Annotated in this window: 16 protein-coding genes; 3 read left to right on the top strand and 13 right to left on the bottom strand. The window is 34.1% G+C overall.

Going from position 1 to position 14,085, the window contains the following annotated elements; all coding sequences use genetic code 11:
* Positions 1–180 precede the first annotated feature (180 nt).
* From D8M03_RS02455 to D8M03_RS02425, 7 genes are all read right to left on the bottom strand, one after another.
* Positions 181–900: a YebC/PmpR family DNA-binding transcriptional regulator gene (locus tag D8M03_RS02455; RefSeq protein WP_121213091.1), complete on the bottom strand. Its 720-nt coding sequence runs from the start codon at positions 898–900 to the stop codon at positions 181–183.
* Between the two features lie 135 nt (positions 901–1,035).
* Positions 1,036–1,494 carry a low molecular weight protein-tyrosine-phosphatase gene (locus tag D8M03_RS02450; RefSeq protein WP_121213090.1) on the bottom strand — a complete coding sequence of 153 codons (459 nt, stop codon included), beginning with the start codon at positions 1,492–1,494 and terminating at the stop codon, positions 1,036–1,038.
* Complete coding sequence (locus tag D8M03_RS02445) at positions 1,491–1,952, bottom strand: GNAT family N-acetyltransferase (protein ID WP_121213089.1); 462 nt, start codon at positions 1,950–1,952, stop codon at positions 1,491–1,493. Before D8M03_RS02445 ends, D8M03_RS02450 begins: the two co-directional genes overlap by 4 nt.
* A 48-nt stretch (positions 1,953–2,000) precedes the next feature.
* Complete coding sequence (locus D8M03_RS02440; protein ID WP_121213088.1) at positions 2,001–2,603, bottom strand: lysophospholipid acyltransferase family protein; 603 nt, start codon at positions 2,601–2,603, stop codon at positions 2,001–2,003.
* Between the two features lie 26 nt (positions 2,604–2,629).
* Positions 2,630–3,466, bottom strand: a complete 837-nt coding sequence (locus D8M03_RS02435) for a methyltransferase domain-containing protein (RefSeq protein WP_121213087.1) — start codon at positions 3,464–3,466, stop codon at positions 2,630–2,632.
* A gap of 66 nt (positions 3,467–3,532) precedes the next feature.
* Complete coding sequence (locus tag D8M03_RS02430) at positions 3,533–4,789, bottom strand: MFS transporter (protein WP_121213086.1); 1,257 nt, start codon at positions 4,787–4,789, stop codon at positions 3,533–3,535.
* 128 nt (positions 4,790–4,917) lie between these two features.
* Positions 4,918–5,583 carry a nuclease-related domain-containing protein gene (locus D8M03_RS02425; RefSeq protein WP_121213085.1) on the bottom strand — a complete coding sequence of 222 codons (666 nt, stop codon included), beginning with the start codon at positions 5,581–5,583 and terminating at the stop codon, positions 4,918–4,920.
* A gap of 222 nt (positions 5,584–5,805) precedes the next feature.
* Here D8M03_RS02425 and D8M03_RS02420 point away from each other — a divergent pair, with 222 nt between their 5' ends.
* Positions 5,806–6,672 carry an AraC family transcriptional regulator gene (locus D8M03_RS02420; protein WP_121213084.1) on the top strand — a complete coding sequence of 289 codons (867 nt, stop codon included), beginning with the start codon at positions 5,806–5,808 and terminating at the stop codon, positions 6,670–6,672.
* A 48-nt stretch (positions 6,673–6,720) separates the two neighbouring features.
* Here D8M03_RS02420 and D8M03_RS02415 read toward each other — a convergent pair whose 3' ends face one another.
* Together D8M03_RS02415 and D8M03_RS02410 are read right to left on the bottom strand one after the other, a co-directional pair.
* Positions 6,721–7,671: a methyl-accepting chemotaxis protein gene (locus D8M03_RS02415; protein ID WP_147404809.1), complete on the bottom strand. Its 951-nt coding sequence runs from the start codon at positions 7,669–7,671 to the stop codon at positions 6,721–6,723.
* Between the two features lie 213 nt (positions 7,672–7,884).
* Entirely contained in the window at positions 7,885–8,340 is a 456-nt protein-coding gene (locus tag D8M03_RS02410; RefSeq protein ID WP_121213083.1) for a helix-turn-helix domain-containing protein, read from the bottom strand.
* A gap of 324 nt (positions 8,341–8,664) precedes the next feature.
* Between D8M03_RS02410 and D8M03_RS02405 the strand changes: the two genes are divergently transcribed.
* On the top strand, positions 8,665–9,114 hold the full coding sequence (locus D8M03_RS02405; RefSeq protein ID WP_121213082.1) for a hypothetical protein: 450 nt from the start codon (positions 8,665–8,667) through the stop codon (positions 9,112–9,114).
* 34 nt (positions 9,115–9,148) lie between these two features.
* On the opposite strand, the gene D8M03_RS02400 is transcribed toward D8M03_RS02405, so the two are convergent.
* From D8M03_RS02400 to D8M03_RS02385, 4 genes are all read right to left on the bottom strand, one after another.
* Positions 9,149–10,054, bottom strand: coding sequence for a glycine betaine ABC transporter substrate-binding protein (locus D8M03_RS02400; RefSeq protein ID WP_211330852.1), 906 nt, complete (start codon positions 10,052–10,054; stop codon positions 9,149–9,151).
* A gap of 17 nt (positions 10,055–10,071) precedes the next feature.
* Positions 10,072–10,920, bottom strand: coding sequence for an ABC transporter permease (locus D8M03_RS02395; RefSeq protein WP_121213081.1), 849 nt, complete (start codon positions 10,918–10,920; stop codon positions 10,072–10,074).
* Positions 10,904–12,112, bottom strand: a complete 1,209-nt coding sequence (locus tag D8M03_RS02390; protein ID WP_121213080.1) for a quaternary amine ABC transporter ATP-binding protein — start codon at positions 12,110–12,112, stop codon at positions 10,904–10,906. The genes D8M03_RS02395 and D8M03_RS02390 overlap by 17 nt, the downstream gene beginning before the upstream one ends.
* Before the next feature lie 295 nt (positions 12,113–12,407).
* Positions 12,408–13,040 (bottom strand): GntR family transcriptional regulator, encoded by a 633-nt coding sequence (locus D8M03_RS02385; protein ID WP_121213079.1) that lies wholly within the window; start codon positions 13,038–13,040, stop codon positions 12,408–12,410.
* A 203-nt stretch (positions 13,041–13,243) separates the two neighbouring features.
* Here D8M03_RS02385 and D8M03_RS02380 point away from each other — a divergent pair, with 203 nt between their 5' ends.
* On the top strand, positions 13,244–14,002 hold the full coding sequence (locus tag D8M03_RS02380; RefSeq protein ID WP_121213078.1) for a MerR family transcriptional regulator: 759 nt from the start codon (positions 13,244–13,246) through the stop codon (positions 14,000–14,002).
* The last annotated feature ends 83 nt before the right edge of the window (positions 14,003–14,085 follow it).

The following is a 14,085-nucleotide window of genomic DNA, read 5'->3' as shown; positions in this document are numbered from 1 at the left end:
TTTGCTTGTTTAACTAACACCAATCTGATGCTAGGGAAAGATGGATGAACTTTCTATATGAAGATAACTTTAATCTAATATGAAATCAAAATTCAATAGAGTCACGAAGAAATGTATTTATCTTCCATTATAGAATTTTGCAAGAAAAAACCAGCAGCATTACGCTACTGGTTAAGTTATTTATTCACCTAAATCTGCATTATGGTAAACGCGTTGTACATCATCTAAATCTTCTAATGCATCGATCATTTTTTCGAATTTCACTTTATCTTCTTCTGATAATGTTACTTCTGTTTGTGGTAACATTGTTAATTCTGCTACTGTAAATTCTTCAATACCCGCTTGTTTAAACGCTTCTTGAGCAGCGTGGAATTGATCTGGTTCTGCATAAACAATTGTTACATCGTCTTCTTCAAAAACGTCACGAGCATCTACATCAGCTTCTAATAAAATTTCTAGTACTTCATCAGCAGATTTGCCTTCAATACCAAATACAGCTGTTGAATCAAACATATAAGTTACTGAACCACTCAAACCCATGTTACCACCGTTTTTACCGAAAGCTGCACGAACGTCAGACGCAGTACGATTTACGTTATTTGTAAGAGCATCTACAATTACCATTGTGCCTCCTACACCAAAACCTTCATAACGTAACTCATCATAATCTTCGCCGCCAGCACCTTTCGCTTTATCAATAGCTTTATCAATGATGTGCTTTGGTACATTGTAAGTTTTTGCACGTTCTAATACTTGTTTTAATGCTGTGTTCGATTCTGGATCTGGTTCACCTTTTTTAGCAGCAACATAAATTTCAGTACCAAACTTCGCATAAATACGACTGGTATTTTTATCTTTTTCTGCTTTCTTATCTTTAATGTTATTCCATTTACGACCCATCCGATTTCACTCTCTTCCAATATATAATTTAGGGTATTGAATAAACTATCTACTTAAGTAAATGAGACTGTAATATTATACACCAACCTGATATCAAATAAAAAGTCCACAAATTGATAAATAAGTTCCTTAATATTATAAACTTTCTTCGATTTTCTCAAGCAAAGCCTTACAACCATCTAATACTAAATCATAAGTTTCTTGGAAATCTCCCGTATAATAAGGATCTGGCACGTCTTTTTTATGCGATGTTAAATCTAAAAAGCGGAAAATTTTCGGATGTTCAGGTTGTCCTAGCTTTTCACGAATATTACGGACATTATTGCTATCCATCCCAATGATATAATCAAATGATTCGAAGTCCTCTTTTACAAGCTGACGTCCTTTCATACCACTTGTAGAAATGCCATATTCCTTTAATTTCGATTGCGTGCCTTTATGTGGTGGTTCCCCAATATGCCAAGAACTCATAGCAGCAGAATCAACTTTTATTTTACTGCTTAATCCTTTTTTCTCTATTAAATCACGCATTACGGCTTCTGCCATTGGAGAACGGCAGATATTTCCTAGACATACGAATAATACTCGAATCATTTTACAACCTCCAAGCTTTTTTCATATATTTTTGCTGAGTTTCCAAATGGATCATGTGTAATTCCGTTTTCTACCCATCCTAATTTTTCATAAAATCCTTCTAAATTACTATCTAAATAGAGCATCTTAAAACCGAGGCTCTTTGCGACACCTTCAGCATGCCGCAACATTTCTGAAGCTATCCCCTTTCCTCTATGTTCCTCTTTTACATAGAGACATGCAAACCAAGGATATAAATCATGCCGACTATTAATATCGTTTCTTAATAATGCATATGTTCCAACAAATTCTCCTTCAACACTTGCAACATAGAAGCGAGGAATTCCATCTGGCCCATTCGCATTTAACATACATTGTTCATAAAAGAGTTTATTGTTTTCCTGCCCCCAATAACCCCAAAATAATTGTAATGCTTCATCAAAACGGTTTGGAATAGTTTGAACATCTAAAATCTCCATTTTTAACCTCCATTAAAAAGCACTCTCCATTAAGGAAAGTGCTTTTACCTATTTTTTAATTTTTGAATTTAACTCATCTGTTAACCTAATAAGTTCTTGCTCTAAGAAATGGGTATATTCTTCACGTGCTTCTTTTCCACTTGGTACTGTAAATGGTTTTCCGTAAATCAAATATCCCTTTTGGCGTTTTAATACTTCCCCTACATTTTTAGGTCCAACATAAGCTGCAGGAACAATTTGTGCTTTTGTTAATTGAGCAATTGTAATTGCACCTTGCTTTAATTCTGTATTTTCAGTTGTACGAGTCCCACTCGGAAATATCCCAACTACTTTTCCTTCTTTAATTAATTGACGTGGAATTTTTATAACACTTGGACCTGGGTTGTCACGATCAACAGGAAAAGCATTTAATCTTGAAACAAGTGGCCCTAATACTTTCATATCGAACAACTGCTTTTTTGCCATAAAGTGTATATTTGTTGGATGTAAAGAAACGCCTAGGTTTAAGATATCGACATACCCATTATGTGTACAAGCGACAATATACCCGCCTTCTTTTGGAATATTTTCCTTCCCATAAACCTTTGCTTTTGATCCGTTTAACGTTAAAAATACATTAACTAATCTTGCTCCAAAATCATATAACGCCACTTTGTCATTCCTACCTTTTTAATCATTTAAGAATTATATTCTCCAATTAGAATATCTAAATCAATGGTGATTTTTTGTATAGAGACCTCTTTATCTAAATGCCAGCCTAATGGAGTCATTTCAAGAAGTTTAGGTATTAGCTCTGGTTCTAACTCACATGTATACGTAATTCTCTCTTGTTGGAAATTTGTAAAGCATTCCTTAAAGCGCTCAACGGTTTGCTTATTTGAATAGGTTTCCTTTTCTGTTTGTGCAAAAGCTTGTTCCCGAATCTCTTTTAAATAGTTTGATTGAGGGACCACTTTTATAACTTTTCCATTCGGCTTTAATAAACGAATAAATTCGTCATAATTAGCCGGTGATAAAATATTCAATATAACATCAAAGGACTGTTCTTTAAATGGACTATTCGCCAAATCTCCTACGCACCATATTTTGTTTTCATAGTATTTTGCAGCGGTTTGGATGCCTTCTTTTGAAATATCTATACCTACAGCTAGAACGGAATCTAATGATGAACAAATTCTTTCTAAATGAGATCCTTCTCCACAACCCGTATCGAGTATCGTTTTGACATCTTTACCTATATAATTTGTAATAGCTTGTTGTAAAGGGTCATACAAACCACTATTTAATATATCTTTTCGGGATTCAAATAAATTTTTACTATACATGGATGTTGTAGGCTTAACCATCAAGTTAACATATCCTTGTTTAGCAATAATAAAAGAATGGTTGTTGTCGCAAATCACTTGTCCATCTTCAGTTACTTCCATGCCCTCTTTACAAATTGGACAGGAAAATACTGTTTGATGTGTCTTCATAAGTGCTATACTTGCAGCTCTTTTTGATACTTTCCCCACATGAATGCTCCTTTTTTCTTGCTGTAAGTATCATACCATTTCATCATATATAATGAAAAACTAAAACTAAACTACTTCCTTTGGGTTATGTTTCTTAATTAATAATACAAATAGACTTCCCAATAGGCAGAAACCTCCTGCAAATAAAAATGCCCACATATACGAATCAAATATTTTAAATATAACTCCACCGGAAAATGCTGCAACACCAGCTCCTACTTGATGTGCTGCAGTAATCCAACCGTACATCATGGCACTTTTTTGAAGACCAAACTTTTGTCTGGCTAATCCAACTGTTGGAGGAACGGTTGCAATCCAATCTAAACCATAGAAAATCGAGAAAATGACGAGCCAAACGTAAGAGCCTTGTGCTAGTGCAAATGGAAGGAACAGAAGGGAAATCCCACGTAATAAGTAATACCAGAATAGTAACCAACGATTATCAAAACGATCTGATAACCACCCTGATACAGTTGTTCCAATTAAATCGAAAACCCCCATTAAAGATAATAAGGATGCCGCCGTTACTAATGGGATACCAAAACTTACACAATAAGAAATGAAATGTGTGCCAATTAATCCGCTCGTTGATAATCCACAAATAAAGAAACTTCCGGCTAACAACCAAAACTCTTTTACCTTTAAACCTTCAATTAAAGAGTTAATTGCTACTTTAAAGGGATTTCGATTGGATATAATCGGTGGTTCATTTAGTACATGTTCATCTTGACCATATGGTGTTGTACCAACATCTTTTGGCCAGCTTTTCATAAATATAGCTATTATTATGAGCATAGCAATACTTAATGCAAAAATCAGTGCAATGGCTGCACGCCATGAATAGTTTTCTACAAAACTAGCTAATACCGGTAACAAAACTAACTGCCCTGTTGCTGTTGCAGCAGTTAAGAATCCAACCGCCAATCCTCTTCTTTTTACGAACCAACGATTGGCAACTTGAGTACTTAATACAGTTAAAAATAAACCTGAGCCAATTCCTAACATTACACCCCAAATTAAAATTAGTTGCCATTCACTGTTCATTACAAAGGTTAAAGATAAACCAACTGTTAAAATGGCCATTGAATAAAGCATCATTTTTTTTAGCCCAAAAATATCAACAAATGCTGCCATAAAAGGCCCGGAAAATCCATATAAAAATAACCCCACTGCAAAGGCGAAAGAAATAGCGGGACGCCCCCATCCGAATTCTGTTTCAAATGGGTCAATAAATATTCCAGATGAAGAGCGGATTATCCCAGCAACAATTATAGATATAAACGTTACCGCTAAGATTACCCAGCTATAATGTAATTTTTTCATTAGTTCTCCTAAATTCCCTTTTTCTATTTATTGTACATTATGGAAGTTATATTGTTTATAAGAGTTTAATAATGATATTTTCAGATATATGAAAAACCGAGCCCTAAATAGACTCGGTTAAAAGATTTTTAATTTGTAACAACTGAATTTGCTTTTGATTTTTCAGGAGATTTTTTTAAAGTGACATATTTATTTAAATCTAAATTGATTTTCATGATTTCATCTTTTGATAAATGTTTGTCCATTGAATCATTCCAATATGCCTTTAATTCCTTAATTTTAAGAACATCTGTATTACGGGATTGAACTTCCACTTTCTTAAAGGAACAGTTATCCGAAAATACCACTAAAGAATGAATAGGCATTGAATCTGCTAACCCAAGTATCTGTTTTAGCTCTAGGATGGCTATTTTATTTTCAATTAGTGGATTATCAAACTTATTAAGTTTCTCGCTGTATTGTACCTCTGCCCACTCAGGGTCTTGCTCTCTACCATAAATCCAGCCAGTCATTCTTTTAAAATTAATAATATGTATTCCAGATTGATGAACAAAAACTACATCAGCTTTCACATTATTTGTTGGAAGTACAACATTTAATAAAACCTCGTAATCCCCTTGTACTTTTTGTAAGTTCGAAACAAGGTTATAATGGGAACGCACTTCTTTATCTTGCAAAAAATTAAAATAAGAGTAACCTGTTAATTTACTAAACTTACTATTGTCATATATGTATAATGAGATTGCAAAGAACAATCCAATCAATATGATAATTATTAACAACCAACCAATCATTTTCCCCCTCCTTACAATGAGTTATTATTACATTCATTTTACCAAAATTAGCTTTTAGTGACTATGCAACAGAAGACACACTAGTATGACGGTAATAGTTCGAGATAGTCTATTTTTATTAATAAGATAATGAGAAATTTATTAAACCTGTTCGAAGTAAGCACAATAAAACAGGATTAGATACTTAAAAAAATTTATGATATTCCATGAGGTGATTATTATATGGGGTGGGTAGAAGCAATACAAAAATCTATCGATTATATCGAGGAAAATTTAGTGGATAATTCATTATCCATAGAGAAAATTGCAAAGGTAACCAATTCGTCGGTATATCATTTTCAGCGAACGTTTTTTCTTTTAACCAATATGACTGTTAGTGATTATATCCGAAAACGTCGATTAACTTTAGCCGCAGAGGAATTACTTACTAGTAACCATAAAATTATCGATCTTTCCTATAAGTACGGCTATGAGACACCAGAAGCATTTACGAAAGCATTTCGAAAACAACATGGAGTTACCCCTACAGATGCACGCAAGCAAAAAGGCCACTTACAATCGTATAATCGCCTCGTCATTCAAATTCACGTAAAGGGAGCGGAACCAATGCAGTATAAAATTGTTGAAAAAGATGCTTTTCAAGTTGTCGGAGTAAAAAGAACGTATAATTGTAAAACGGGAGAAAACACATTCGGAATCCCTCAATTTTGGGATGATGTTCATAAAGATGGAACGAATGATTTATTAATTAAGTTAGGTAATGGCCAAATCCCTGATATTTTAGGAGTTTGTACCGTAGAGGAACACCAAAAGGATGAAGGATTAATGGATTACTGGATTGCTGTTACTTATAATGGTGAAGTTCCTGATGGCCTACTATCATATACAGTGCCTGCATCAAAATGGGTGATTTTCGAAGTCCATGGTCCAATGCCACATGCAATGCAAGATGCATGGAAAAAAATCTACTCTGAATGGTTCCCTTCTAACACCTATAGACCAACCGGGACGGCTGAGTTAGAAGTTTATACAGATGATGACCCAACAGCACCAGACTGTTATTCAGAAATTTGGATTCCAATTAAGTAGTACTTCACAAGGCATACAAACAACTATAAACGTTTGTATGCCTATTGATTAATATGGATATTTTTTCACTTTCTCAACCGCTTCAAGTAATTTTTCTGTTACGAGGTCTGATTCTTCAATATGATTAGTAAGAACTTTTTTTGTTTCATCAAAAATCATAGTAGACCGATTAAAGTTATTTAACACTTCTAAATTAGAAGATTTTTGACTTTGAATATGAGATAACAATTCTTGAATTTCAGATTGAACATTAGAAATCATTTTTAATAATGAATAGATTTGCTCTGACGTCTCCGCACTTCTTTTAACACCTTGATTCACAATTTCCATATTATCTTTCGTATTTTCAAATACCTTTGAAATCTGGAATTGTGTTTCTTTCGTTAACTTTGCAATATCTTCTGTACTTTGTTTTGTACTTTCTGCTAACTTTCTTACTTCATCTGCCACAACAGAAAATCCTTTACCATGTTCTCCTGCTCTTGCTGCCTCAATAGATGCATTTAATGCCAATAAGTTCGTTTGATTCGAAAAGTCACTTATTACATGGACAATTGCTTCAATTTGTTTTGACTGTTCACTAAGAAGGTTCATATTTTCTGATGTTTTCCTAGATTCGTTACCTAGTTGGTCAATTAGTTGTTCAACATTTTGTACTGCTTCCCTACTAACTTGGGACAACTTCACCATATCAATTGAAGTATCAATCAACTTATTTCCCGTTTCAAGTGCTTTATCGGAAATCACATTCGATTCAATCGTACTTTCTTCAACCCGATTAAATTCAACTAAAATATCCTTTACCATATTTCCTAATGTAATATGTTGCGAATTAACTTTATCATGTTGCTCTATAGTAGAAACTAGCTCTTTATGTAAGTCGTTTAAAAATATTTGAAATGCATGTTCTTTTTCATCCAACTTTGCATTTAGTTCATCAATTCTCTGTTTAAACAGCTCGATGTCTTCTTTTTTTGATTTAAATAAAGATCCCACCATACATTTCTCTCCCTTAAGATGTATTTAAAATATATCTTTCAGAAGATTATATCATATTTTCCCATAATAAATTACTAGATATTCCAGTAAGGTACGTTTATATTTTCAGAATTTTCGATAATATTATCATTTCCTGGGAAATCGTGTCGAATCAGATTATATTATTCCCGAGATGTCGTAAATTAAAAAAGATAGCATTAGCGCTATCTTCATTTATTCCGTATATTTATTTTTCAGCTGATCGGAACCAGCTCCTCCAATTACCATTAAGGCAAGAGGTAAAATATTTGATAGTAGTTTTGGTAAACCTTCTGGAATGATAATATTGGTATTAAAAAAATGATTTAACCCGTATACAATAAGTTTTGCTACTAACAAGAATGTACCCATTAAGAACAGGCAATCAAAGAATGTTTTCCAACCTGGATATGCCAACTTTTTACTATCTTGAATTACTTTCTCCTTCAATTCTTCGTCACTCCTTAACAATTCATCAATTGTGATACCGAATAAATCACTTAAATTAATGATCACTTCGATACTGGGATAGTTCTTACCCGTTTCCCACTTTGAAACTGCCTGACGACTTACATGAATTTTCTCTGCCAAATCATTTTGTGACCAACCTCTTTTTTCTCTTTCCTTTTTTAATCGTTCACTGAAGTTCATATTCGACATCACCAACTTTCCTTAATTTCATTATTGATGGAGTGTTTATCTAAAGTAAAGAGAGTTGAAGGCGCATAAGGAGCAAGCGGTTGTTGCACTTTATTATTCAGGCTCGATATCTACAATGCGTATTATACAATTAGGTTATAAGCTATTTTTATGAACCTATATTTTAAAAATGTAATAATACAAAATCAATTATGCACACTATAAAAATTAATATCGGAAAAAATATTTTTAATTAAAATTTATAATACTAGGTATATTGTTAATAATAATAGTACAGTCTTCCAAATATCTAACAACAACAACGGAGGTTTTACTGTGGACATTTATGAAGAAAATGCTATACCAGCATTTCTTGAAGCAACTCAACTAACTTTTGAGTTGGAAAGTGTTGATGTTTATAACACGTTACTATTTCCTGTTCAAGCAAAGGATTATGATTTCAATCCACAAGTAGAGGTACCTTATAATATAGAAATTGAACAACGCGACCAAAAAAGTGTCGATAAAGGACATTCCCCTTGGAGACTGGACCCACTTTTTACAACCCAAGTATTTGTCAGTTTGCAAATTTCACCTGATGGAATAAAAGGGGAGTATCCAATAGAAGAAGAGAATTTAAAACTCGTTTATAGCTCTGATGATGTTTCAATTGTTGAAGTAAACGATGAAGATACAAATATTACGACTGTTTATTTAAAACGATTAGTTCGACAAGATGAAAGCGGGATTTGGACGGTTGTTGGATACGATTATAAAGAGAAATAAAACCTCGCTATAGCACTATAGCGAGGTTCTTTTATTATTCGATTCCTTTTGTCCACTCTGCAACTTTCTCTGCATTTTCCTCTACCCATTTAGCAGCAGCTTCTTCTGGGTCAACACCACCGTGTATTTCAAGCATGACTTCTTCAATGTCTTCACTTGTCCAATGGAATGCATCGATTACTTTATAAGCTGTTGGCATCTCTTCTTCTAGTCCAACACGAGCGAATGTATTAATTGTCTCTTCTCCACCATATACACCTTTAGGATCTTCTAAGTATTTTAAATCATAAGAAGCAAACTTCCAGTGAGGTGACCAACCAGTAACAACAATTTCTTCTTCATTTTTAATTGCCTGGTCAAGTGCTACAGTCATTGCGCCAGATGAAGATTGTAATAATTCCCAATCAGCTAAGTTCTCATACTCTGTCAGTGCTTTTTCTGTTGCACCCATAATACCAGCACCTGGTTCAATACCAGTAATTTGTTTATTTGCTTGATCTGTTAAATCTTCTATAGAGTTAATATCTGTCATATAGCTTGGTACAACTAAACCTATTTTTGCACCTGCTAAATTTTCACCTAATTCATCTAAATCATCTTTATATTTTTCGTATTGTGAAGCATGTGTATGTGGTAACCATCCAGCAACCATAGCATCCGCTTCTCCTTTTGATACAGCCTCCCACATGATGGCATTATCTAGTGGAGTTAACGTCACATCATACCCTAAATCTTCTAATACTTTCCCAACAACATGAGTCGAAGCAATTTCTGTATCCCATTCAACATACGCTAAGTTTATTTTTTTAGACTCTTCTGTTGCTGTAGCGTCACCAGAAGTTTCTTTCGTTGTTTCTCCTTCATCCGAACCACTACATGCTGCTAACATAGCTCCCATACCAAGAGCTAGCCCCATCATTTTTAATTTTTTAATATCCACTCATATCTCCCTTTCTATTATTTCTTTTTATTTAAACTTTGTGTTAAACGATCAATAATAATTGCAAAGATTACTAGACTAAGTCCTGCAACAAATCCATTCCCTACTTGTGCACGTTGTAATGCTGATAATACTTCTCTTCCTAAACCAGGTGCACCAATCATTGATGCGATAACAACCATCGATAAAGATAATAATACTGTTTGGTTAATACCAGCCATAATTGTTGATTTTGCTAAAGGCAACTCAACTTTTATTAACTTTTGCCATCCTGTACTTCCATAAGAATCCGCAGCCTCTACTAACTCTCTTGGCACTTGTCGAATTCCTAAGTTTGTAAAACGCACAGTTGGCGGCAATGCAAAAATTACTGATGCGAATACACCAGGAACAACACCGATACCAAAGAATGCAACTGCAGGAATTAAATATACAAAGCCAGGCATTGTTTGCATAAAGTCTAATATCGGTTTAATAATTTGTTCTGCTACCGAGCTCTTTGACATTAAAATTCCAATTGGTACACCAATGATAATGGCAATAATACTTGCAAAAATAACAAGTGTTATCGTGTTCATTAATTCTTCCCATAGGCCCTGGTTATAAATAAAGAGCAATCCAACTAGTGTAAATACTGCTAAACCAAATTTTCTTCTAGTCGCAAAAAAGGCAATTAATGCAACTATAATGATAAATATAATTGGTGGAACGGCAATTAACATTTCCGTAATAAATTCCATTGCTGATTTACCACCCTTTTGAAAAAAGTTAAAGAGTGGCGAAAAACTATCTGTTAACCAATCCATTACGTTTTCAGTTAAATCTGCAACAGGAAGTCTTGGCATGCTATCAAGTATATTGCTCAACTAACTGCACCCCCTCCGAATTTGATGAGAGTGCTTGGATAACGACTCCTCTAATTAGTACACCGACTAACTTTCTATCCTTCACAACTGCAACAGGTGTTGGAGATTCAGAAATGATACCTAGTACATCTTGAATTAACATATCAGGTGGCACTGTAGGCATATCTACTCTTACGATATTCATTACACTTTTTTCTCCACGTTTCGAAGCTTCTAATGCATCGTCAGCAGTAATATATCCTATGTAATCACGCTTTTTATCCACAGCTAACAGCACACTGACTTTTTCATCTCGCATACGTTTCAAAGCAACTTTTGGTCCATCTAGCTCAATATTGACGCTCATTGGACGAATCATCGCATTCTCCACAGTTAACACTTTTGATCGGTCAACATCTTCTAGGAATGTTCTAACATAATCATTTGCCGGATTTGTTAGAATCTCCTCACCTGTACCAATTTGAATAATTTTTCCGTCTTTCATAAGTGCTATCCGGTCCCCAATGCGCAATGCTTCGTTTAAATCATGAGTAATGAAAATAATCGTTTTTCTAACCTTTTGTTGTAAATCTAATAATTCATCCTGCATATCTTTCCGGATTAACGGATCGAGGGCAGAAAAAGCTTCATCCATTAACAAAATATCAGGATTATTTGCTAATGCTCTTGCTAGTCCAACACGTTGTTGCATACCACCTGAAAGTTGACTAGGATATTGATCTTTATAAGGGAGTAACCCCGCGTTTTCTAAAGCCTTTTCTGCTTTCAATCTTCTTTCTTCTTTTGGAATACCGCGCACTTCTAATCCATATTCGGTATTTTCAAGGACAGTTCGTTGTGGAAATAAACCGAAGTTTTGAAACACCATACTCATTTTTTCTCTACGGATAGTTCTGAGTTGTTGTTTATTCATTTTGGAAATATTCTCGCCATCTATGTATATATTTCCACTGGTAGGTTCGATGAGGTGATTTAATAAACGGACTAACGTAGATTTACCACTGCCCGAAAGACCCATAATGACAAAGATTTCACCTTCTTCGACAGTAAAAGAAGCATCGTAAACACCTATAGTGGCACCGGTTTGCTTTAAGATTTCAGTTTTATCTTTTTTCTGTTCAACCAGCTTAAGTGCACTATTTATATGTTTACCGAAGATTTTTGTCACGTTCTCTACTTTTATTTTTCCCATGCCATTCTCCTTTCCTAATATTCTCAAAAAAATTTCATTTGCATTACACAAGTAACAACCTAATGCTAACAAAGGGTTGTTACTATTGTCAAACTATTACCTTTTTACTCTATTTTTTCATGAAGTAGAAAGTTTTGATTTTATAGAGAAATTAATAACCAATAAACTCCCATAAAGCCTTTATTAGTGCACTTTGACTTACCTTTTGAAACGGTCAAATTGCTTGTCTCAAACCCACAAGAACTACCATCGAAATAAAAAAATCTATTGGCACTGAATAGTACCAATAGATTAATTAAAAAGGATATAAAAATTTTTGAACTCGTTCTAAACATTCATCATTTCCAATAAAAAAGACGATATCATTTTTTTCTATCGTTGCATATGGACCCGGCGAGATAATTAATTCGTCTCCTCTACGGATTCCTACAATTGTAGCCATCGTATTTTGCCAGAAATTAATCGTCCCAATCGATTGAGAAATGTAGGGTGTGTTTTGCATGATTTCTACTTGAAATGGGACAAATGGGTTGATTGAACGAAATCTTTCTGTTCGATTGACCAATCGTTCTGTTGTCTCTTGTAAGAGATTCAATTCATCTCTTTGTCGTTTTATACTTTCAAGCATTTCGATTTGTATTTGTTGGATCGATTGCACTTCTAAAAATTGATGGACAAATTGGGCTGCTTTTTCGTAGGATTTAATCCTAACTCCACTACCTTTTGTAGCTTCTACGATTTCTAAATCTTGTAGTACAGCTATTGCACGTCTAGCTGTTTCTGAAGATACACCGTATTGGCTTGCTAAAGACGATCTTGCATATATTTTTTCACCAACTAAATATTTTTTTTCAACAATTTTGGATGCTATATCCGCAGCTATTTTCTGATACTTCGGTTGCTTGACTTGAACCTTTCGATTTTCCATTATGGCTACACCTTTCAAACGCTGTATATCAAGGATAATATTAGCCGATTCTTTCTATATTATCTAGTTCAAACATAATAAGAACGTTCAAATTACATAATCCACCCAAATTAATCCTCATTTTAATTTTAAAAAATTGCAATTCAGTTGTTGACCTTCTCGTTACGTCATCCTTTAACATTGAGATATCAGGAGGGGTGTTAATGGAATATACAATAAGCAAACTTGCAAAATTAGCGAATGTTAGCGCGCGAACATTACGCTATTATGATGAAATTAATTTGTTAAAACCTGCTCGAATCAACAGTTCAGGCTACCGTATCTATGGGCAAAAGGAAGTTGACCGTCTCCAACAAATATTATTCTTTAAAGAATTAGACGTAGATTTAGATACGATTCTATCCATTATGAATAATCCAAACTTTGATAAACAAGTAGCATTAGAAAATCACTATAAGCAACTTATTCAAAAACGCACCCGCCTGAACCAACTAATTGAGACGATAGAGAAAACAATAAAACATGAAAAGGGAGAGATTCAAATGAGTAATCAAGAGAAATTTGAAGCCTTTAAAGAACAATTAATAAATGAAAATGAAGAAAAATATGGTGATGAAATCCGTGAGAAATACGGAAAAGATGTAGTTGAACAATCGAATGCAAAATTCCGTGGAATGTCAAAGGAAGATTATGAAGCTATGGAGCAGTTAGGCATTGAAATTTTAGAATTACTTCCAAAAGCATTCGCTACAGGTGATCCTGCTTCAGATTTAGCTCAAGAACTTGCTGAGAAGCATAAACAATGGCTAACGTTTTCATGGCCATCCTACTCAAAGGAAGCACATGCTGGTCTTGCCGATATGTATGTTGCAGATGAACGTTTTAAAGCATATTACGACAAAGCAATTGAAGGCGGGACAGAATTTCTACGAGATGCCATTCATATTTTTACAAATAAATAAACAACACAGGTGTAAGGATATTTCTTTACACCTTTTTTATTTTGCATTGTATTTTAATTTCCATTTTTGGAAATCATAGTGTT

The sequence above is a fragment of the Ureibacillus endophyticus genome, assembly GCF_003628435.1.
GTDB lineage: Bacteria > Bacillota > Bacilli > Bacillales_A > Planococcaceae > Ureibacillus > Ureibacillus endophyticus.
This window is presented reverse-complemented; position numbering and strand designations above follow the sequence as displayed.

Coding starts and splice junctions, on each gene's coding strand:
- D8M03_RS02455 (WP_121213091.1), bottom strand. CDS start 900: ATGGGTCGTAAATGGAATAACATTAAAGATAAGAAAGCAGAAAAAGAT.
- D8M03_RS02450 (WP_121213090.1), bottom strand. CDS start 1,494: ATGATTCGAGTATTATTCGTATGTCTAGGAAATATCTGCCGTTCTCCA.
- D8M03_RS02445 (WP_121213089.1), bottom strand. CDS start 1,952: ATGGAGATTTTAGATGTTCAAACTATTCCAAACCGTTTTGATGAAGCA.
- D8M03_RS02430 (WP_121213086.1), bottom strand. CDS start 4,789: ATGAAAAAATTACATTATAGCTGGGTAATCTTAGCGGTAACGTTTATA.
- D8M03_RS02425 (WP_121213085.1), bottom strand. CDS start 5,583: ATGATTGGTTGGTTGTTAATAATTATCATATTGATTGGATTGTTCTTT.
- D8M03_RS02420 (WP_121213084.1), top strand. CDS start 5,806: ATGGGGTGGGTAGAAGCAATACAAAAATCTATCGATTATATCGAGGAA.
- D8M03_RS02415 (WP_147404809.1), bottom strand. CDS start 7,671: ATGGTGGGATCTTTATTTAAATCAAAAAAAGAAGACATCGAGCTGTTT.
- D8M03_RS02410 (WP_121213083.1), bottom strand. CDS start 8,340: ATGAACTTCAGTGAACGATTAAAAAAGGAAAGAGAAAAAAGAGGTTGG.
- D8M03_RS02390 (WP_121213080.1), bottom strand. CDS start 12,112: ATGGGAAAAATAAAAGTAGAGAACGTGACAAAAATCTTCGGTAAACAT.
- D8M03_RS02385 (WP_121213079.1), bottom strand. CDS start 13,040: ATGGAAAATCGAAAGGTTCAAGTCAAGCAACCGAAGTATCAGAAAATA.
- D8M03_RS02380 (WP_121213078.1), top strand. CDS start 13,244: ATGGAATATACAATAAGCAAACTTGCAAAATTAGCGAATGTTAGCGCG.